Annotated in this window: 14 protein-coding genes; 7 read left to right on the top strand and 7 right to left on the bottom strand. The window is 54.5% G+C overall.

Going from position 1 to position 20,804, the window contains the following annotated elements:
• Positions 1–146: 146 nt before the first annotated feature.
• The 3 genes from HK24_RS09415 to HK24_RS09405 form a co-directional block, all read right to left on the bottom strand.
• Positions 147–1,439: a DEAD/DEAH box helicase gene (locus tag HK24_RS09415; protein WP_086634263.1), complete on the bottom strand. Its 1,293-nt coding sequence runs from the start codon at positions 1,437–1,439 to the stop codon at positions 147–149.
• Between the two features lie 425 nt (positions 1,440–1,864).
• Entirely contained in the window at positions 1,865–2,464 is a 600-nt protein-coding gene (metW, locus tag HK24_RS09410; RefSeq protein WP_064273068.1) for a methionine biosynthesis protein MetW, read from the bottom strand.
• Positions 2,464–3,657, bottom strand: coding sequence for a homoserine O-acetyltransferase (locus HK24_RS09405; protein ID WP_086634262.1), 1,194 nt, complete (start codon positions 3,655–3,657; stop codon positions 2,464–2,466). Before HK24_RS09405 ends, metW begins: the two co-directional genes overlap by 1 nt.
• A gap of 151 nt (positions 3,658–3,808) precedes the next feature.
• On the opposite strand from HK24_RS09405, the gene HK24_RS09400 reads away from it, so the two are divergent.
• The 3 genes from HK24_RS09400 to HK24_RS09390 all read left to right on the top strand — a co-directional run bounded on the left by HK24_RS09400 (position 3,809) and on the right by HK24_RS09390 (position 9,755).
• Positions 3,809–7,552 (top strand): glycoside hydrolase family 99-like domain-containing protein, encoded by a 3,744-nt coding sequence (locus HK24_RS09400; protein WP_086634261.1) that lies wholly within the window; start codon positions 3,809–3,811, stop codon positions 7,550–7,552.
• Between the two features lie 305 nt (positions 7,553–7,857).
• Complete coding sequence (locus HK24_RS09395; protein ID WP_099212049.1) at positions 7,858–8,295, top strand: hypothetical protein; 438 nt, start codon at positions 7,858–7,860, stop codon at positions 8,293–8,295.
• Positions 8,296–8,474: 179 nt separating this feature from the next.
• A complete protein-coding gene (locus HK24_RS09390; RefSeq protein ID WP_086634259.1) occupies positions 8,475–9,755 on the top strand; it encodes a DEAD/DEAH box helicase in 1,281 nt (426 codons plus the stop codon).
• Between the two features lie 108 nt (positions 9,756–9,863).
• On the opposite strand, the gene HK24_RS09385 is transcribed toward HK24_RS09390, so the two are convergent.
• The 3 genes from HK24_RS09385 to ggt are packed head-to-tail and all read right to left on the bottom strand — an operon-like array spanning position 9,864 to position 13,745.
• Positions 9,864–10,598, bottom strand: a complete 735-nt coding sequence (locus tag HK24_RS09385) for a copper homeostasis protein CutC (protein ID WP_086634258.1) — start codon at positions 10,596–10,598, stop codon at positions 9,864–9,866.
• A gap of 44 nt (positions 10,599–10,642) precedes the next feature.
• Positions 10,643–11,950, bottom strand: coding sequence for a lipase family protein (locus tag HK24_RS09380; RefSeq protein WP_198942108.1), 1,308 nt, complete (start codon positions 11,948–11,950; stop codon positions 10,643–10,645).
• Between the two features lie 28 nt (positions 11,951–11,978).
• The gene (gene ggt / locus HK24_RS09375) at positions 11,979–13,745 is read right to left on the bottom strand and encodes a gamma-glutamyltransferase (RefSeq protein ID WP_233126206.1); all 1,767 of its coding nucleotides are present in this window, start codon (positions 13,743–13,745) and stop codon (positions 11,979–11,981) included.
• Positions 13,746–13,868: 123 nt separating this feature from the next.
• Here ggt and HK24_RS09370 point away from each other — a divergent pair, with 123 nt between their 5' ends.
• The 3 genes from HK24_RS09370 to HK24_RS09360 all read left to right on the top strand — a co-directional run bounded on the left by HK24_RS09370 (position 13,869) and on the right by HK24_RS09360 (position 18,645).
• Positions 13,869–14,762, top strand: coding sequence for a LysR family transcriptional regulator (locus HK24_RS09370; protein WP_233126205.1), 894 nt, complete (start codon positions 13,869–13,871; stop codon positions 14,760–14,762).
• The gene (locus HK24_RS09365; RefSeq protein WP_086634255.1) at positions 14,762–16,033 is read left to right on the top strand and encodes an MFS transporter; all 1,272 of its coding nucleotides are present in this window, start codon (positions 14,762–14,764) and stop codon (positions 16,031–16,033) included. The genes HK24_RS09370 and HK24_RS09365 overlap by 1 nt, the downstream gene beginning before the upstream one ends.
• A 137-nt stretch (positions 16,034–16,170) precedes the next feature.
• A complete protein-coding gene (locus HK24_RS09360; RefSeq protein ID WP_086634254.1) occupies positions 16,171–18,645 on the top strand; it encodes a TonB-dependent receptor in 2,475 nt (824 codons plus the stop codon).
• A 74-nt stretch (positions 18,646–18,719) separates the two neighbouring features.
• Here the strand turns inward: HK24_RS09360 and HK24_RS09355 are convergent, their stop codons facing one another.
• A complete protein-coding gene (locus HK24_RS09355; RefSeq protein ID WP_086634253.1) occupies positions 18,720–19,922 on the bottom strand; it encodes an MFS transporter in 1,203 nt (400 codons plus the stop codon).
• A 362-nt stretch (positions 19,923–20,284) separates the two neighbouring features.
• Between HK24_RS09355 and sodC the strand changes: the two genes are divergently transcribed.
• Positions 20,285–20,804: superoxide dismutase[Cu-Zn] (gene sodC, locus HK24_RS09350; protein WP_086634252.1), on the top strand; the 520-nt coding region annotated here is incomplete at its 3' end.

Here is a 20,804-nt window from a genome sequence, read left to right as displayed (position 1 = left end):
CCCATATTAGAAAATAAAATTACCACTCAATTTTAAATTAATCATAAATGTTATGTGCCATATATAAAAAATCTCCGCCCGAATACCCGAGCGGAGACGTAGAAAATTTTCTAAGGATTCCGCGCAATTATTTCATATTTAACAGATCAACGACGCCCCGTCGGACGGCCACCACCGCGAGCGGCGTTGCCACTGCGTCCGCCAGCAGGAGGGCCGGAACGACGGCGGCCACCACCATTTCCACCACCGCCTCGCTGACCACCACCAAGCACTGGCGGACGCATTGTGGAATTCTGTGCAGCGTCAGAGTGGTACGGATGATCAGTTACGACAGGAATAGCCTTGTCGATCTTTTTCTCAATATCCCGAAGCCATGCGCGTTGTTCTGCATCACAGAGCGATACTGCCCAGCCATCACGGCCTGCACGCGCGGTACGACCGATACGATGAACGTAAGATTCAGGGACATTTGGCAGATCGTAATTGAAGACGTGAGAAACATCATCAACGTCGATGCCACGTGCGGCAATATCCGTCGCGACCAGGACCTTGATCGTCCCGTTGCGGAAGCCAGCCATGGCACGTTCACGCGCCCCCTGGGACTTGTTCCCGTGCAGTGCTTCGGACGTAATGCCGTTCTTGTTCAGGAATTCCGCAACCTTGTTCGCTTCATGCTTCATCAGCGTGAACACGACTGCACGTACGACATTTGAGCTCTCAACGAGCATCAGTGTCGCATCCTTTTTCTTGTCCGTCTCCACAAACATCACAGCCTGACGGATGCGATCAACCGTGCTGGACTCAGGCGTTACCTGAACAGTAGCAGGGTCCTTCAGCAGGGAATGCGCAAGATCGCTAATGGACTGCGGCATCGTTGCCGAGAACAGAACCGTCTGACGACGCGCAGGCAAGAGAGCCATGATGCGGCGGATATCACGAACGAAGCCCATGTCGAGCATACGATCGGCTTCGTCCAGCACCAGAACCTCCAGGGCAGAAAGGTCGATGTGACCCTGCCCCACCAGATCCAGCAAACGGCCCGGCGCAGCCACGAGAACATCCACGCCACGGCGCGTTGCCTCGACCTGGCGTCCCTGCCCGACCCCACCGAACACGACTGCATGCGTCAGCTTCATGTGGCGTGCGTATGCAGCAAAGCTCTCATCAATCTGGGAAGCCAGCTCACGCGTCGGAGCCAAAACCAGCACCCGGACACTCTTGGGAGCTGCCGGACGGCGATGCCGCAGCAGGTAGTCCAGGATTGGCAGCGCGAACGCAGCCGTCTTGCCCGTGCCGGTCTGGGCCAGACCAAGAAGGTCACGGCCTTCCAGCAGGTAAGGAATAGAGCCAGCCTGAATAGGCGTTGGCGTGGTGTAACCTTCTTCAGCAAGTGCTTTCTGAAGTGGCTCGGCAAGTTTGAGCTCTGCGAAACTGGTCATGGACCCCTCCTGAGGGATAACAAGGCCTGGCTCGCACAGCTAGTTCGCACTTTTGAATGCACGAATAAAATGCCTGCTTTGAGCCTAGAAAGTTGATGAAAGACGAACCTTCAAACTGAGACGCAGACACACAGCTGGACATGTGCAAGAGCCAAAAAAGCCCTGCACATTGCCCACTTCACTTTTCCCACCAAAGTCAGAGAAGCAAAGCACCGTGTGCTCAATCGACCAGCATGACGAAGAGACCGTCAGCATCTCCCTGCTTTCACACAAGGATATCTGCAAACGGATGTAAGGCAGCTTCCCTTGCCCTGCAAGGGAGTTGAGAGGTCCGATTTCTAAAAAATCATTATTATTTAACGCGTTTTGCAAAATCGCGAACTTCCTGCGCATCAATGATGCACAGAGAGAAAAGAACTGACCCTCTACCCGCGTCGCAGCAGAAAAAGCGCCTGTTCACCGAAAAGGTTTGCGAAGCGGATTGAGCGGCGCCACGGAGCCTTCAATCCATCCTCGTCGATGGCGAGCCACTGCTGCACAATGTACCCCTCCTCCTCACATAACGCGAGAAAATCCCGAATGGTGCACGGATGGATATTGGGCGTGGAATACCAAGGCGTACTCCATACCGATGTCATCGGCATACGGCCAGTGGTCAGAAGCTGTAAACGCAGTCTCCAATGACCAAAATTCGGGAAGGAGATGATCGCATGACGCCCTATCCGCAACATTTGCCGTAACACCTCCCGGGGACGCTCAACCGCCTGAAGTGTTCTTTGCAGAACAACATAGTCAAACGAGTCATCGGGATAGTAGGACAGATCGTGATCTGCATCTCCATGCATAACCGGCAGACCATGGGCAACGGACTGCGTCACGCTCTGCATGTCGATTTCAATGCCGCGGGCGTCGCAGTTTCGCGTTCGGTACAGATAATCGATGAGCGTGCCGTCACCACTGCCGACGTCCAGAACGCGGGCCCGGGTTGGAATCATCTCCGCAATCAGACGCTGATCCAGCCGCATCAGACACACTCCACTTTCGTCAGACCTGCGTGCTCAGCTGCACCATTCAGGAAACCCCGAACCGTTCGATCCAGATCCGGCTCGTCCAGCAGGAACGCGTCATGCCCACGATCGCTTTCAATTTCCACAAAAGAGACGTTTGCTCCGGCTTTATTCAAAGCCCGCACCAGAAGACGGGACTGAGACGTGGGAAAAAGCCAGTCTGAACTGAAGGACACAACGCAAAAACGCGTCTCGCACTTGCGAAACGGTGCCGAAAGATCGCCATCATGCTCGGCGGCCAGATCAAAATAATCCATCGCCCGCGTTACTGTCAGATACGAATTTGCATCAAACCGGCGCACGAATGTTGAGCCCTGATGCCGCAGATAACTCTCAACTTCGAACATCTCACCAAACAGAGAAGGACTGCTGGCTGCCGGCACAGCCGTTGGAGCTTCACTTCGAACTTTACGTCCGAACTTCCGGCTCAGAGCCTCTTCGGACAGATAAGTTATGTGGGCCATCATCCGGGCGACCCCCAGACCACGCGCCGGAATGGCGCCGAAGTCTCTGTAATGGCCATCATGCCAGTCAGGATCCGCAAAGATCGCCTGACGGCTGACTTCGTTGAATGCAATATTCTGGGCTGAGTGGAACGGCGACGTTGCAATCGGCAAAGCCGCAAAAACGCGCTCTGGATAATCGGCAATCCACGTCAGTGCCTGCATGCCTCCCATGGAGCCGCCCACGACAGCGAAAAGACGCTGGATACCCAGATGGTCCAACAGGCATGCCTGAGAGGCGACGATGTCGTGCATGGTGATGGGAGGAAATTCACTATCCCACGGCCGCCCGGTCTCTGCCCGAATGGACTTCGGACCGGTAGATCCCATGCATCCGCCCAGCACATTGGGGCAGATGACAAAAAATCTGTCCGTATCGATTGGAAGGCCAGGCCCAACCATGCGGTTCCACCAGCCCGGCTTGCCAGTTAGTGGATTAGGCTCGGCTAAATACTGATCTCCGGTCAGAGCGTGACAGACCAGTATGGCGTTGCCGCGATCAGGCGCGAGGGTGCCATAGGTGCAGTAAGCTACTTCGAGCGGCGCAAGATGAACGCCACATTCCAGGTCCATCCCCTCTTCCAGGTACATGGTCTGATGCGTGTAAACGGGACTATCTTCCTCAAAGGAAGACACACTGCGGTCCATCAGTCTTCCACCTCCGATGCCGACGGGAGGGCGTCGATGCCCTTCGGGGCCGACGGTATGACATTCTCCGCACCCTACGGCAAATCACCCTTCTTATTGACGATAAATTAACGCACTTGAAATTCATTAAGAAACAGTAAAAAACCGTTTCATGCTTCACGCCCTCCCGGATTCATCCAGCCCAGCCGTTTCTGCAGCCTCGGATGCCTTCGCACCAAGTGCGCTCCAAATTCTTGGGTATTCGGGAGTATTTGACGCAACATATTATCTGAAGAGCAATCCGGACCTCCATAACCTCGGAACTGCAGCTCTCAGGCATTATCACCAGCATGGCTGGAGAGAGGGCCGTAAACCCAATCCGTTTTTTGATCCTCACTGGTATGTCGCCCAAAATCGGGATGTTCTGGGAGATCCTCTTTTACATTACGTCACAAAAGGCGAGAAAGAAGGCCGCCGACCAATCGGTTGGTTTGATCCTGGCTGGTACACTCAGACTTACGCCATTCCGCAAGGGATGCTGGCGCTCGCTCATTATCTGCTCAACCGACATACACAGAAACTGAAGCCCATCGCTGAGTTTGATCCAGCCTTCTATTTGAAAACCTACCCCGATGTAGCCGCCGCCGGCCTCGACCCACTGGAACATTACATGATCCAGGGCTTTCGTGAGGCCAGGCAGCCGTTCGAAGGCTTTGATCCGGTTTACTACCGGAAGAATTATCTACGGCATGCGCCGGACAGTAATCCGCTTCTTCACTACCTGGAGAACAAGAACCGTTCGGGAATTCATTCCTCATGCCCGGCGAATGAAGTCACCGTCTTTCGGGAAGTTCGGCGGCGTAGCGCGCCAGGCCCTTCCTTTGAGGATTTCAACCCACTTCCCCAAAGCGCGATCAGACGCGCCCGTGTCCTTGCGTATTACTTGCCCCAATATCATGCCACAGCAGAAAACGATGAATGGTGGGGAAAGGGTTTTACGGAGTGGACCAACACCTCGCGTGCGCTCCCTCGCTTCGCAGACCATTATCAACCCCGCATTCCACGTGACCTGGGGCATTACACTCTGAATTCTCCAGACCTTCTCGACCGTCAGGCCAGAATGGCCAAGGCTGCCGGGATTGAAGGTTTCGTCTTCTATTTTTACTGGTTCAATCAAAAGCGTCTGCTTGATGGGCCACTGGAAATGCTTCTGGCCAACCCTCAGATTGACCTTCCATTCTGCCTGATGTGGGCCAACGAAAACTGGAGCCGCCGCTGGGACGGGTCAGAAGATGATATTCTGATTGCTCAGCACTACAGAGACACGGACGACAACGCTCTCGTAGATTGCTTCGCCAGACATATGCACGATCCCCGATATATCAGAATTGGGGAACGCCCTCTCCTCATGGTGTATCGCCCTGGAACCATTCCCAATGCACGGCAGGCCTTTGCGCGCTGGCGTGAACTTTTTCGGGAGAGGCACGGCATTAACCCTATCTTTATTATGGGGCAGGCCTTTGGAGACGAAGACCCTCATTCCTTTGGTGTTGAAGGAGCCATTGAGTTCCCTCCGCACAAAGTTGTTTCCGACTGCCGCCTCATCAATGAAAACGTTCAAATTCTTGACGAAGACTTCAGAGGACAGATCTACGATTACGCCGATATTGTAGAAAATGCGCTCCGACAGCCAAGTCCGTCTTTTCCCCTTATCCGCACAGCGGCACCTTCATGGGATAATGACGCACGACGTCAGGGCAACGGCCTCGTCATGCACGGGTCAACTCCAGAGCTTTATGAGAAATGGCTCAATGGCCTCGTCAATTTAGCGCAGAAACACCGCTTTTTCGGGGAATCTATTGTCTGCGTTAACGCGTGGAACGAATGGGCAGAAGGTGCCTATCTGGAGCCTGACGTTCATTTCGGCAGCGCCTATCTGAATGCAACGGCAAGAGCCTGCACAGGCTTTAAAAGCTCCTCAAATAAGGTACGCCTGCTGCTGATCGGCCACGATGCCTTCCCGGCTGGAGCCCAAAAACTCCTTCTGGAGACAGGCCGTACATTCCGGCGATCTTTCGGTGTTGATATCCGCTTCGTGCTCCTCGAAGGCGGCGCAATGATGGAAGACTACAGGGCTGTTGCTCCTGTTGAAATTCTGTCTCCCACCTCCAGCGACGTTATGGCGCGCCTCAACACGTTGCGGGCAGAAGGTTTTGAATGCGCGATATTGAACAGCGCGGCATCATCAGCCATTGCTCCTGCACTGCATAACAATGCAATCACCTACACATTCCTCATTCATGAGTTGCCCCACCTCCTGCAAAGCCGCGATCTACGGAAATCCATGCGGGACGCATGTGAGACGGCACAATCAATTGTCGTCCCCGCACACTCCTGTGCAGCGCGCCTGGGATTGGAGAAACACCCTCACATAACGATCCTGCCTCAAGGCCTGTATGAGCAGACAACCTTCAACGGGTCTTCCCGGGAAGCGCTCAGATCGCAGTTGGGCCTTAACGCTCAGGATCTGCTGGTCATTGGTGTTGGCTACGCGGATATGCGGAAAGGCTTTGACCTGTTTCTCCAGCTCTGGCGGAAACTCGCCGGGCAAGCACACTGTGTATGGGTCGGGGCGATTGATCCGGTTCTTCAGGATGGTTTGAGAACCGAAATCGATCATGCCCGCGCAAGCGGCACCTTCCATATGCCGGGTCGCGTTCATAATGTTGCGGACTGGCTGTCTGCATCGGACGTCTTTACTTTGACGTCCCGCGAAGACCCCTATCCTTCCGTCGTCCTTGAGGCTCTGGCATCAGGCCTGCCATGCACATCTTTTGCTGATAATGGCGGCATTCCAGAGCTACTGAAAAGCCTTCAAAACGATCCGACGACTTACAATATGGTCGTTCCGTTCGCAGATGTGAGAGCGATGAGTTTGGTGGCTCTGGAGCTTGCCGAGTGGTCAAAAGCTCGCGGTCAAAACACCCGACAGGCTGCCGCACGCAAACTTGGAAAATCGTTTCTTTTTCGCCCCTATGCCCAGCAACTCCTGCGCTTGGCCGCACCAAAAATTCCTTCAATTTCCGTCGTGGTACCGTCGTATAATTATGCGCGTTATTTAGAAGCCCGGCTCGTCTCTATTTTCACGCAGACATTCCCAGTCCTGGAAATTATCGTCCTTGATGATGCATCCGAGGATAACAGTATCGAAGTCGCCATGGGCACTACCGCCGAATGGGGGCGTGACGTTCGTATTATCAAAGGAAGACGGTCTTCCGGGTCCGTCTTTGCTCAATGGCAGAAAGCACTCCAACAGGCACAAGGCGAATGGGTCTGGATCGCGGAAGCAGATGACCTTTGCGACCCTCATTTTCTGGAAAAGCTTGTTCACGCTGTGCACCAGTGTCCGAATGCGGTCATGGCGTTCTGCGATAGCCGCTCAATAGATGAGACCGGCGCGCCTCTCTCCGCCTCCTATCAGCCATACTGTGTAGAGGCGGCTGGAAATCTTCTTGAGCATGATGGTCAGTTCAGCGGGCGGGATTTTCTTCAAACATGCCTGTCTGAGCGCAATCTGGTTCTCAATGTCAGCGGCGCAATTTTCCAACGAACGGCCATGCAAACGGCACTCAGAACGTGCAAAAAAGATTTAAAAACCTTGAAAGTGGCTGGTGACTGGAGAGTCTATCTTGAGTTGCTCGATAGTCCCGACGTTGGCGTTGTCTATGTCAGCGATGCCATGAACATCCATAGGCGACATCAATCGTCTTCGACGCATATGTTAAATCAGGCTACTCATCTCGAAGAAATAAATTTTATGCATGAGATTTTTGCGAAGCGATTACCTTTTTCGCAAGAAAAGCTTGAGAAGCAAACGCTCTATCGCCACAAAATTCTCCAGCAGTTCGGTTTGTAATTTGATTGTATAAAATTCGTTTTTATTTTTAACTACTAAAGGGAAAACGATTATTATTTTTATAAATTATGAATCACAAACATACCGAGTACGCGAGCTCAAATGACTGGTGCATGGGCCTCGGGAAATGAGCGCGTCATACCAGCACTGCTGACTGCCAGAAATATCCACCGAAGGGAGGCAACCACAAACTAACGGAGATCGATCCCGATGCCAGAGGAAGAAACGCGCCTCGGGTAGCGTTGCCTGCTTGACGGTCAGGCACTTCATGGCCCCCTATGATGCATCTTACTGGGAAATTAGCCATGGCACAGTTATCAATCGGCGATCATGTTTCAGACCTCAAAGGCGCCCATGATGGCAAGCTTGTGGATATTGAAGGTTCCACTGGCTACGTGATGCAAAGCAATGGTGTGGAAGTTGAATTCCCCCTGTCTCAGTTGAAGCCTTACGAACCTCCAAAAGTTTCTGAAATTCGAACTCTATCTGGCCCTCTTCGGGACAAAGTTTTAAGTCCTGCCCAAAGGACACTACTGGCTTCCGTGCCTGCCTCCCTCATTAATGCGATCGCTAAGAGCTACGATGCGGGCAGCGATGGCGAAGGCTCGCGTCCACCTTTTGCTACTCTGCCAGAGTCCAAAAGACTGGAAGCCATCCGCATTTATCTCCCCACGCTTCCCCAGCGGCTTCTGGCCTCTCATATGAATCTGGTGGTTGCGATGCGTGATGTCGCCAAATCATAAATTATGATGATGGACGAATGCAGTCGTGAGGATGACTGGAAATTCGATGCTTCCACGGAGATAAAAGAGCCGCTGTAGCGCGTTGACCCAGGCCGGCATCACCCGTAGAACTCCGCGTTCTGAAACAGCGAAGCCCAACCAGGCGCAGCATTATTGAGCGCCGGAGGCGCTGCGTGTCCATGTCCATGACTTTCGCCGATCTTTGCTTGGCGCCCACTCTTCTGAGCGCTCTGGCTGAAGAAGGATATGTCACACCTACCCCTATCCAGGCACAGTCAATCCCCATGCTGCTGGAGGGCCGTGACCTATTGGGCATGGCGCAGACTGGTACAGGGAAGACAGCATCTTTTGCTCTTCCACTGTTGCACCGCCTCGCGGCTAATCCTCGCACAGCCCCAAAGGGTGGCGCACGCGTCCTCGTGCTCGCACCGACACGCGAGCTTGTCTCCCAGATTGCGGATGGCTTTGAGAGCTTTGGTCGTCATCTGAATCTTCGCGTGACGACGATTTTCGGCGGTGTCAGCCAGTTTCATCAGGTGAACGCACTTGAGAATGGCGTGGACATTATTGTCGCCGCCCCAGGGCGACTTCTGGATCTTATCGAGCAAGACTTATGCGATCTATCGCAGCTTGAAGCGCTTGTACTTGATGAGGCCGACCAGATGCTGGATATGGGCTTCGCAAAACCGATTGAGCGTATCGTCGCAACACTCCCGAAAGATCGGCATACCGTTCTGTTTTCGGCCACGATGCCGAAATCTATCGCGGCACTCGTTGAGAGCCTTCTCAATGATCCGGTAAAAGTCGAAATTGCTCCTCCATCAACCACCGTGGACCGCATTGAGCAGTCCGTAATGTTTATGGATGCAGCTCACAAAAAAACGGCTCTCCTGGCCCAGCTTGAAACACAGGATGTCGGTCAGGCCGTTGTTTTCACGCTTCAAAAAAACATTGCCAATGAGGTCTGTGCTTTCCTGACTGAAGCCGGGATTACCGCAGAAGCCTTGCACGGCAACAGGTCCCAGGGCCAGCGGGAACGCGCACTCAGCGCATTCCGTGACGGAACCGTACAAGTCCTCGTTGCCACGGATATCGCCGCCCGCGGCATCGACGTTGACACCGTCACACATGTTTTCAACCACGATCTTCCCAGCCTGCCTGAAAGCTATGTCCATCGCATTGGCCGCACCGGGCGTGCCGGGCGCAGTGGTTTCGCCATCACCCTGTGCGATGCCGAACAACGTGCGTGGCTGCACGATGTGGAACGAGAAATCGGTCGTACATTGACGGTTTACACCGACCATCCATGGCACTCAGAAACCGCACGGCACTCCACCATGCGCGCTCCCGTGTTAGGGGGTGGCCCGGTCAAGCAGGTCAAACCACAAGTCAAGCGAGAGCGAAAAGTCTGGACTGAAGAAGAAAAGCTTGCCGCACGTGAGGCCGCCAAGAGAGCCTGAAGCTAATTTGGCTTTCGGTTTTCTTCGACGCTAACGGATTACTATAATCCATTAGCGTCATTGCGGTTTGCATGAGAACCGCTGCGTGACGTCTGGCATCACTCTTCTTCAAACATCCGCAGATATCGTTTCTTCAGCCAAAATAGCCAGCATCTGGTCGATAATCCGACCACTGGTTCGGGACGCCAGTCGCCCAAATCCCAGGTCCCAGACGCGACAGGCCTGCCCGACAGATGGCCCCCGACATGAGGCATGAAGACTGGTGACACCTGTGTCGCGCAGAAGATCACGCGCGTTCCCCACACGCACACCACTTCCCGCCATGATTTCGATACGCCCGGCGGCATGATGCACAATATTCTTCAGAACAGAATGTCCCTTGGGGGCGCTAATTGCCTGCCCGGACGTCAGTATTCTCTCAAAACCCAACTCAACCGCCTGATCCACGGCCATGAGCGGGTTAGGCGTGAGGTCAAAGACGCGATGAAGCGTGCGCCCCATTGAACCGGCGGCCTCAGACAGACGCTTCAGGGTCGCGATATCGAGTGTATGATCGTCCAGAGACGCGCCGATAACCACACCAGCCAGTCCTGCGGCACGGGCAGCATCAATGTCCGCCAGCATCTGATCAATTTCCGCTTCGGCAAACACAAAGCCGCCCTCTCGGGGGCGGATCATGGCGTAAACTGGGACCGTAGATTTTGCAGCAAGGTGCATCAGCCCTGCCGAAGGGGTAATCCCCCCTAGCGCCAGAGCAGAACACAGTTCAATCCGCGAGACGCCAGGCCGCTGGGCTGTCTGCAACCCAACGGCATCTTCAACACAGATTTCAAGCGTCGGCATAAACGTTCCTTTCCCAGACGGGAGAACGCACAGGCCGACAGAACTCAGTTGTTCCAGCGAATTCCCGGCAATGCCTTCTCCACTTCGGAAACGGGCTTGATCGTTGCACAGTTTCCTTTCGGATGATGGCCTTTCAGCAGCGCCAGCGCAAACGGAACAGAATCAGCCGCAGAGCCGTTCACTGCCCCGTTGTGAGTCAGACCGGAATAGGTCTTCCACGTTACGTTCGTGCCTGCGTCACACATGGCCGCCACAGCGTTGTACTGCTGGGCCACACCAGCCTCATTATCGGCGAGGCCTGTACCCACGAAAACCGGCATCGTCATGTGCGCATCCGGGATGGTGAATGCGTCCTGAAAGTCAGCTTCAAGCCTGGATGTATCACCTGCGTACGCATTGTCTTCGGTGATGTCATGCGCCTCCGTGTACCGGAACAGATCGCCAAGGCAGGTCTGACGAGCCTGATGAGACAGATCCTTGCCCTTATCCGTCATGTTCGCACGGACATCCACCTCAGGATGCAGGCTCTTCCGCGACCCCTCAATCGTCAGGATACCAAAAGCCGCAGCCATGTGCGGTGGTTCGACATTCAGGCGTGGAAGCGGCTCATGCTTGGGATGATCCGGCAGCTTAAATTGCGTTACGACGCCTGTTGCAACCGTTCCAAGGACATGCAGATCCGGTGCATATTGCGGTGAAAGCCAGGCCGTACCCAACGCAGCGCCACCGCCCTGCGACTGACCAACAAGAATGATACGGTTCTGAAGCGTGCCCTTGTACTGAGCCAGAGCGGCGCGCAACCCGTTCAGAACGCTGTAACCTTCCGGCCGGTACATCAGATACGGATGCGGGCCCGGTGTTCCCAGTCCTTGATAATCACTGGCCACAACAGCAAAGCCCGCCTTCAGCCAATGGTCCAGATAGGCACGATCCCGGGAGAGATATCCCCGCCAGGATGGGGCGCAGATGTCTGCAATCCCTGTTGTGCCGTGTTCCCATGCCACAACAGGCCAGCCACCTTTAGGGGGCGTACCCTTGGGAAAGATGATCTGACCGGAAACCGTGACGGGATCAGGAGCATTCACCCCACTGATGGACGTGTAAAGCGTCCGCACGGCCTGGCCTGCGTTTTCCGGCAGCGGACGATCAGTAACAGGCTGCGTGCGGATCATCTGACCCACCGTTGCCGGCACCTGAGCGGGCGGTGTGTAAAAATCGCTGACCCCACCATCACCCAGAGCACGATCTACCTCTGCCACACCTGCAGGCTTTGCAGTCTGGGCAGGTTCGGCGCAGGCCGCGAGAGACAGGAGTGTGGCAGCGCTGAGGGCAGCGCGGAAAGAAAGCTTCATTGTGGTCTCCAGCAGATCGAGGCAGATATTACTGACCGACGGCCACGCCGTCACGGTGCGGGTCACCCCAGCCCGTAAGGCCGTCCGGATGAATGGTGATGCCCTGCACGGCGGCATTCATGACGTCAATTTTCGGGTGATGCCCCATGGCACTCAAAGCGGATGCAAGCCCAGCGGCAGATGTGCCCTGCTCCAGTTCCTCGGCATGGTTCTGGGCGCCAATCCGAGGCTGCTCAATAGCCGTGCGGATATTTTGTCCCCACGCCAGATAGCCCACCAGCGTCTGCACGACAGAATCAATAATCCGCGCACCACCGCCCGCACCAACGATGACTTCAGGTTGCCCGTTCTGCCCAAAGACGATGGTTGGAGACATGGTGGTGATAGGACGCTTCCCCGGTGCTGCAATATTGGCCGCAGGCTGCCCATTCACGAAAGGATGCGACGCAAAATTCGTGATGGCATTATTCAGGACGACACCATCCACAATGATATCCGATCCGAAATTCAGATTGATCGTGGTTGTGAAAGACAGTGCATTGCCAGATGCATCACGGATGGACAGATGCGTTGTTGCAGGCACAGTCATCGGGTCGGACGATGGCAAAAGCGCCAGCTTCCCGCCAAGTTGTCCTGCTACCACGCGGCTGGCCGCTTCACCCGTTGAAACAAGCTTTGCCCGGCGGTCGAGATACGCTGGATCAAGCATGGCTGCCGTATCCACGCGCGTGTAATCTGGATCAGCAGCATATTTCCGGCGATCGGCCTCGGCCAGACGGGAGGCTTCAAGCAGCAGGTGAGCGGCTTCCACACTGCCCGGCTTGTACTGACCAATGTTCAGACGGTCCAGAATGGCAAGCTGTTGCAAAACGGACAGTCCGCCCGCAACCGGGGGAGCCGCGGAGCAAATGCGACGGTTAAAGGCCGTAACACACAAAGGGGCCCGCTCACGCACCTTGTAGTTCTTTAAATCCGCAGGAGACAGCGCCCCGGGATAAGCGCCACTCGTAACCGCAGCGGACAGCTTTTTCGCAAAAGCGCCCGTATAGAAGTATTCCGCCCCATCGTGCGCTACATGTTCAAGCGTGCCTGCCAGGTCGGCATTGTGCAGGATCGTACCTTTAGGCAGCGGCTGACCGCTGGCATCAAAATATGCCGAAAACTGTGGTTCTTTCGCGAGCTCCGGACGTTCGGTCAGGACAAGATGCAGATACCCGGCAAGCGGAAAGCCGTCTCTGGCAGCTGAAATTGCGGGCTGGAAAAGGTCGCACCAAGGCAGCTTGCCATAGCGCTCATGCAGAAGTGCCAGCGTTCGCAAGGTTCCGGGAACACCAACCACACGGCCCGTCCGCTGCAATGTTACTTCCGGAATCCGAACACCATTGCGGTCATGCATGTAGTCCCGATGCATGCCGGTCGGGGCACTGGCCAGACCGTCAAAGAAGCTTAGATGATCAGCCGCCTTATCCCAGTAGAGGATGGTGGAACCACCCCCCAGACCGGAAGCCTGGGGCTCCACCACGGCCAGAACCATCTGAGCCGCAATGGCAGCATCGACTGCACTTCCCCCCTTCTGCAGAACATCAGAAGCAGCACGGGATGCCATGGGATTGGCTGTAGCAGCCATAAAATCATGGGCTACTGTGGGCTGGGATACAGGCTGAGCAGGTTGAAGCTGCTGTGCACAGGCGCTCAGTCCGAGGGCCGTTGCTCCAAGCAGGCCGACAAGAACCGGGGTTCTGGCAGAAAGCTTTCTTTGGGAGAGAGCCGCACTTCTGATACGCATGGAAAACATCAACCTTCAGTTCCTGATCGGGAGCATCTACGTCAAACCGTTACGGTCTTCGATCTCTTCGATAAATGCTGTTATGGTGCGATAATTACTAATCTGCGGTTTGCAATGAACGTTTTTCAGGCCATGACGACCTTCATCGCGGTCGTTGAAACAGGAAGCATGACGTCTGCCGCAGAGCGATGCGGCATCTCACCCACAATGGTGGGCAATTACGTGCGCCTGCTGGAGGAGCGACTGGGCACCAGTCTGCTGAGACGTACAACGCGTCGACAGAGCCTGACCGCATTCGGGGCCGTTTACTTCGCCAAGTGCCAGAAAATTCTCAGCATGCTGGACGAAACGGAGCGCATGGCGGAAGCCGCCCAGAGTCTGCCGTCTGGCACCCTGAGAATTACCGCTCCGGTCACGTATGGCACACAAAGCATCACGCCCTGCATTGCGGATTACTTGAACGAGCATCCTTCCGTGGATATCGATCTTGTCCTGACGGAACGCAGCGTTGATCTGACGCATGAGAAGTTCGATATCGCCATCAGACTGGGCGTGCCGGAGCCTTCCTCCCTGATCTGTCGTCGGCTCTCCAACTACACCATGACGCTTTGCGCCTCTCCCGCGTATCTTTCGCGCCGTGAAGAGCTTTTAACGCCTCAGCAACTGGCGACACATGACGCTCTGGCCTTTTCCTACACGCCCGCATCACCTTGGCACTGGGCTCGACGAGAATGGCATTTTGAAGGACCACAAGGCCATGTCTCGGTAGAAATGCACCGCAAGGGTCTTTTCAATAACACACAGGCCATGCGCCGCGCCGCGCTATCGGGCATGGGGATTGCCATGCTGCCCTCAGACCTGGTGCGCGAAGATATCCGGGACGGAAAACTTCAGGCCCTTCTTGCGGATTATACGCTTCCGTCTCGGCCTATTTATCTTCTGTATCACAAGGAGCGCTACACTGCGCCCACACTGCGTTCGTTTATTCAGTTCATGATTCAGAAACTCGGGGGCATCCAGGGTTGATGGCGAAGACGGGTACCCTGTTCCAAAAGAAACCAGATCAGGCTGTTATTGCTTCGATCATTGGCAATATCATTGAGTACTACGACTTCGTCATCTACGCGTATTTTTCCGCCTCGATTGGCCGAACCTTTTTTCCGTCGGGTCTTCCGCTGTCGCAGCTTGGCCTTTCTCTTGCAACGTTCGGCCTGACGCTTCTTGCCCGCCCCCTCGGAGCTATCGTACTGGGCAATTATGCAGATCGGCGGGGGCGCGTCCCCACCATGATGATCTGCATTCTTCTCATGGCGGCAGGCAGTCTGCTCCTCACCGTAACGCCTTCTTACGCCAGTATCGGTATTGCAGCGCCTGTCCTGATTGTCGTGGCTCGGCTTATTCACGGCTTCTCGCTTGGCGGCGAATTTGGCAGCGCAACATCTTTTCTGATCGAGCATGCGCCTCACCATGAAGCGCGTGCTGCAAGCTGGCAGGCTATCGGGCAAATTACGGCCTCTCTTTGCGCTGCCACTGTCGTCCTTGTTCTGAACCTGTGCCTCCCGACAACAGCATTCAACGACTATGCCTTTCGTATCGCTACAGGACTTGGTGCGGCAGTGGGCACGGGTGGGTTGATTTTACGCCTCATCCTGAACCGTCAGAACCCGCCAACACGCCAGCCCGCCCCTGCTGTTGTGGCACCCTTTTTCCAGTCTGACACGATCCTGCGGACTGCCCTCATCATGGGGTCTGTCGCCCTTGGAAGCGGTATCACGTATCTCGGACTCTACATGCCGCATTATGCGCGCAGCCAATACAGTCTCTCGAGTATCAGCACGTCCCTTGCGCCACTCCTGACCTATGGCGGCCAACTACTTTTCACGCCCCTACGCTGGAAGCTGGCAGACCGCTTTGACAGAACACACAGCATCCGTCCCATGCTTCTGTCCTGCGCCTTTTTAATCCTTCTGCCATTGCCTGCATTTCAGTTGATCCGCATTGCTCCGGCTACAGTGCTGCTCATGCCGCTGATCTTCAATCTCAGCGGGCTTTTCTATTTTGCGGCCCTCGATGGCTTCATCGGACAGATCTTCCCCAGCGAACGGCGAGGACGTGGCCTCACCATGGGATATTCATTCGGCGTGGTGCTGTTCGGAGGCCTCGCCCCCATGACCAACGCCGCGCTAATTGCCTGGAGCGGGATGAACCATGCTCCGGCACTTTATATGATCCTGACGGCCATTATTTCTTTCATGAGCGTGCTTTTGGCCAAGCCTTTGCTGACACGCCGCTCCTGACACAGGCATCCCTTCAGACAAAAATTGAAACTATCAATTTTTTCTTTGGAATGTTCTTATAATTCTCTCCTTTATCTTCGTTTACCAAATTCATAACGCTATCGAAGCGTTAGTCTCCTGCAGAATGAGTTCCAGAAATGTCTTCCTGTACTTTCTCTCCCAGTCGCTCCAGCCGTTCCGGAATGTCCGTTCCGCTTAACGCTCTTTTCGGGCCGGGAAAGAAAGCTCTTGCGGCAGCTACGTTTCTGAGCGGTCTTTCCGTGACTGTTCCAACGGCCTATGCCGCAACATCTGCCACGACGGAGCCTACGAAGCACCGTGCGCATGCGGCACGCACAGAAGTCGAAGCAGGCAAAGAGTCCATCAGCGTCACAGGAACACATCATCAGCCTGGCGGTGGCATGATGCGCGCCGAAACAGCATCCCGCGCTGTACAGACCGTGACGCAGAACTATATCGAAATGCAGAGCCCGACGAGCAGCCCGCTCGACCTGATTGCCAACCTGCCGAGCGTGAACATCACGACGCCGGACCCGAGCGGCAATGAAGGCGGCTCCATGCAGAGCCGCGGTCTGTATGACAACGATATCGGCATCATGCTGAATGGCATGCCGATTGCAAACGGCGGCACGTCATCGGCCTCAAACTTCGTCCAGAACTACATCGACAGCAACAACATCTCTGCTGAGAGCATGAGCCCAGGCTCTATCTCCGTGGAAGATCCGGTAACTTCAGCGGGCGCAGGCGCCCTGAGCATCACCACGCGCGCACCCTCCAAGAAATTTGGCGGCCTGGTGTCCGGCAGCTACGGGTCCTTTAACCGCACACGAGGCTTCATCCGTGTGGACTCCGGTGAAATCGGACACACCGGAATCACAAGCTATGCGTCGTTTTCCAACACCCACTCCGATGCATGGCGCGGGTCGGGCGACAGCGATCGCAAGCATATGGATTTCCGCGCCCAGAAGCTGATTGGCAACCGGAGCTCCATTGATCTGTTCGCCGGTTACAACCACTCACACTACTACCTGAACCGCTACCCAACGCTGGCAAACTTCCAAAACGACAAGCATGGACGTCCGGTCTCCACGCCCCTGAGCTACAACGCACAGTTCAGCGCCACCTCTCCGAGCAGCTATTATGGCGTGCACGGTACGGACAAGGACCAGTTCTACATCTCCATGCCGATGAAGTTTGCGCTGAACAACACCTTCACGCTGAACATCTCACCATACTACGAGCGCTCCGACATTACGTTGAACAGTGCATCCCGTTTGCAGGAAGGCTATACTTATGCCGGATCAGCGCTTCAGCGGGTTGACCTGAACGGCGACGGCAAGATCAGCACGGCGACGCGTGCCGCAGTGTCCACAAACTCCATGTCCGTGACCCAGCAGGGCGGCGTTGTTGCTGCACTGGGTTGGCACTCCGAGAATAACGACGGTCAAATCGGCTACTGGCACGAGGAATATCGTTATTCCCTGAAGACGCCTATGTCCAAGATGAATCAGACAACGGGTGCGCAGCCGTCTGACACGGACAAGTCGTCCTACTACCGTACAACCAGCGGCAGCATTTACAATTCCGTTGACTACCTAGGGTCTTACAGCCTGAACTCGGGCTTCCTGGAAGACACGGTCCACCTGCTGAACCGCAAGATGAACATCACAGCCGGCATCAAGGTGACGTCCATGACGCTGGAAGGTCAGGACTACCTGCCCAGCACGGCCAGCCACACCAATCACACCTATGTCTCGCCGACGCCGCGCTTTTCCTGGTCGTACAATTTCGCCCCTCATCATCAGCTTTACATCAATGCTGAAGGCGATTTCCGTGCACCCTCCCCGATCAACATGATCTCGCGCTACAGCACCAGCACGGGCAAAATGACAACATCAGGTGCAGGGGCAAAGCCGCAGTACTCGATCAAGGAAGAACTGGGCTATCGTTACAGCGACGATCTGTTCCTGGCTGATATCAGCTTCTTCAACATGAACGTCTCCAACCGTCTGCTGTCCGTTAACATGTTCAGCAATGACGTTCAGGTCAGCCAGACCATCAACGCAGGTGGTGAAACAATCCGCGGCGTGGATGTCATGCTGTCCACCCGTCCACTGTTCCATCGTTTCAGCCCGTATTTCGCATTCGAATACCTGCACACAACGATGGACAACAACCTGCAGACCACGGCAGACGATGGCTCCGTTGACTATCTACGGACCAAGGGCAAGACAGCCGTCATGTCTCCGAAGTTCTCAGGCAGCGTTGGCCTGACCTATAATGAAGGCCCGTTCTTCATGAATGCCAGCGTGCACTACACGTCCAAGCAGGCATCATCCTTCATGAACGATCAGTACATGCCGTCTTACTTCTCGGACTCCCTGACGCTTGGCTATCATCTGCCAAAGTTCTTCATTGCACAGTCCCCGACCTTCAAGCTGAACTTCACCAACCTGACCAGCCAGTACAAGCTGGGTGGCGTCTATTACTTCTCGAATAATGCCCGTGCAACAACGGGCGTCTATGGTCATAAGATCGGCGCGGACACGGCACCAACCTACTACATCATGCCGCCATTCGCGATGATGGGCACACTGTCCACATCATTCTGATCAGCTTTAGTACTACCGAGACTGGATAAATAAAAAAGCCCCCCGGATGTCTATCCGGGGGGCCTTTCTCATTGTCAGGAAGCAGATTCTTCTTCTGAAGAGTTCAGTATTCTTGGAAACGCCTCCGGATTAAAAATCGCCAGAAGGATAGCGGTTAGCGTAATGGCAATGGCAATTGGCGTTAGAACGCCAAACCCACTCCAGGTTAGCACCTGACCACCAAGTGCTGATCCGAGCAAAATCCCAAGATTGCTCCCGCCGTTGATCGCTGCTCCCGCCACATCTGGGCGTGTCGCTCTCGCACGGATTGCACCAGACATCACAAATGGAATAAGTGCTGAATAACCGGTACACCAAAGCGCAACAGATGCAACGGAACCCCAGCCAGACAGAATGTGACCATACATGAGGCCCATTCCGATAAGCATGGCCATTCCGCCTGCCAACATACCAGCAGCTGGCCAACGATCAACAATCTGACCTGCGCCCCATAGCCCCAGAATACTCACGGCACCTGTCAACAAAAGAGCAATACTCAGAGCACTTTTTGGAAGACCATGCTCCAGAAGAAGCGGCGTAACATAAGTATAGAGCATGTTGTGAGCTACGAAAAAAATCGCATCAATGGCCACAACTATGAGGAAGATCTTCATAGCCTTGCGTGACCCCACCGATGGCAGGTTCGTGCTGGCATCTCCAGACGTTACGACTGGCGGCAAGAAAACAGCAATGCAAACCGTCAGCAGGACGGCAATACCAGTCATCACAAGCATGGCAATACGCCAGCTTGCAAAATGGCCAATGGCCGCTGCGCCAGGCACACCTAAAATGGAGCCGAGAGACGTCCCACCGTATACAAAGGAAATAGCTCTTCCCGTCATCTTGGGTGGGACAAGCCGCGCGGCATAGGCTGAGACAATTGACATCAGCAGCGCGTGGGCGATTCCACCGATAGCGCGCCCAGCACATAAAACGAGAAATGTCGGAGCAATGGCTGCAATCAAATTGGAAAGAACATATCCTCCCAAAGAAAGGAGCATGAGTTTCTTACGGTCAACCTTTGCAGTCAGGATGGTCAGAGGCACTGCACCCAAAGCAACCATAAGAGCAAAAGCACTTACAGCCAGTCCTGCCTGCCCTTCTGTAATGCTAAAACCCTGCGCCATATCGATCAGTAGACCGACAGGTGCCACTTCACTTGTCAGTGCCGTGAACGTGCACGCGAATAGTGCGCACAAACCAATAATGGTCTGCTTGGGGAGAGTTTTGAAAAGCATAATTTCCCTGAATACAGTGCAGCATTAATCGCGTTGCGCAAGCGCGCCTTCTGCCATGCTTTCTTCCAAAACAAAACGAAAGAAATGAAGTTCACTTAAGGTTCTTTTTTCTCTCGTTACCAACATTATGTTACATAATAAAAGTACTTATCGGCTGTAGCCGACCAGCTTCACATCCGAAATTTTGTAACTCATGACAATGCGAACGTCGCATTGCGCGATAATGGTTAGCGTTCTCTCGGATATGTCGGGGCGCATGAAATGCGCTTATTGCTATTGCGTCGCAGTTGCGACAAAATCTACTGCCAACCAATCATTTCATAAGATGGTTCTAACGATCTACAGACCGGAGAAAGACTTCAATGACCTTCGCACGCTTAAAACGGATCGCATTTGTAGCGGGATCAATGGCTCTTACGCCTTCCCTGGCATTCTCAGCAGAGACAGCTACCGCATCCCTCACAGGAACTGACGGAAAAACGGTTGGCACTGCACAGATTACTGAGGCTCCAAGGGGCGTTGTGCTCCACATTGAAGTCAGTGGACTGACACCTGGCTGGCATGGCATGCATTTTCATGAAAAAGGAAATTGCAGCGCACCTGCGTTTACCAGCGCAGGCTCGCATGTGCACACCACAAAACCAGTCACGCATGGGCTGCTCAATGCCGGAGAAAATGACTCTGGGGATCTTCCCAACATTTATGCGGGCAGCGACGGAACGGCCAAAGCTGAAGTTTATTCGACTTTTGTATCTTTGAAGGGTAAAGACGGTCGTCCGGCTCTGTTGGATGCTGACGGTTCGTCTCTTGTCATTCATGCTTCTTCTGATGACTACCGGAGTCAACCGATTGGTGGTTCGGGTCTTCGAGTGATTTGTGGTG

This window comes from Gluconobacter sp. DsW_058, assembly GCF_002153615.1.
GTDB lineage: Bacteria > Pseudomonadota > Alphaproteobacteria > Acetobacterales > Acetobacteraceae > Gluconobacter > Gluconobacter cerinus.
The sequence above is the reverse complement of the archived record's forward strand: the minus strand, read 5'-3'. Positions and strand labels throughout refer to the sequence as shown.

Excerpts from the sequence above, each read along its gene's own strand:
- HK24_RS09415 (WP_086634263.1), bottom strand. The coding sequence starts at position 1,439 with ATGACCAGTTTCGCAGAGCTCAAACTTGCCGAGCCACTTCAGAAAGCA.
- metW (WP_064273068.1), bottom strand. The coding sequence starts at position 2,464 with ATGCGGCTGGATCAGCGTCTGATTGCGGAGATGATTCCAACCCGGGCC.
- HK24_RS09405 (WP_086634262.1), bottom strand. The coding sequence starts at position 3,657 with ATGGACCGCAGTGTGTCTTCCTTTGAGGAAGATAGTCCCGTTTACACG.
- HK24_RS09400 (WP_086634261.1), top strand. The coding sequence starts at position 3,809 with ATGCTTCACGCCCTCCCGGATTCATCCAGCCCAGCCGTTTCTGCAGCC.
- HK24_RS09395 (WP_099212049.1), top strand. The coding sequence starts at position 7,858 with ATGGCACAGTTATCAATCGGCGATCATGTTTCAGACCTCAAAGGCGCC.
- HK24_RS09390 (WP_086634259.1), top strand. The coding sequence starts at position 8,475 with ATGTCCATGACTTTCGCCGATCTTTGCTTGGCGCCCACTCTTCTGAGC.
- HK24_RS09385 (WP_086634258.1), bottom strand. The coding sequence starts at position 10,598 with ATGCCGACGCTTGAAATCTGTGTTGAAGATGCCGTTGGGTTGCAGACA.
- HK24_RS09380 (WP_198942108.1), bottom strand. The coding sequence starts at position 11,950 with ATGAAGCTTTCTTTCCGCGCTGCCCTCAGCGCTGCCACACTCCTGTCT.
- ggt (WP_233126206.1), bottom strand. The coding sequence starts at position 13,745 with ATGTTTTCCATGCGTATCAGAAGTGCGGCTCTCTCCCAAAGAAAGCTT.
- HK24_RS09370 (WP_233126205.1), top strand. The coding sequence starts at position 13,869 with ATGACGACCTTCATCGCGGTCGTTGAAACAGGAAGCATGACGTCTGCC.
- HK24_RS09365 (WP_086634255.1), top strand. The coding sequence starts at position 14,762 with ATGGCGAAGACGGGTACCCTGTTCCAAAAGAAACCAGATCAGGCTGTT.
- HK24_RS09360 (WP_086634254.1), top strand. The coding sequence starts at position 16,171 with ATGTCTTCCTGTACTTTCTCTCCCAGTCGCTCCAGCCGTTCCGGAATG.
- HK24_RS09355 (WP_086634253.1), bottom strand. The coding sequence starts at position 19,922 with ATGCTTTTCAAAACTCTCCCCAAGCAGACCATTATTGGTTTGTGCGCA.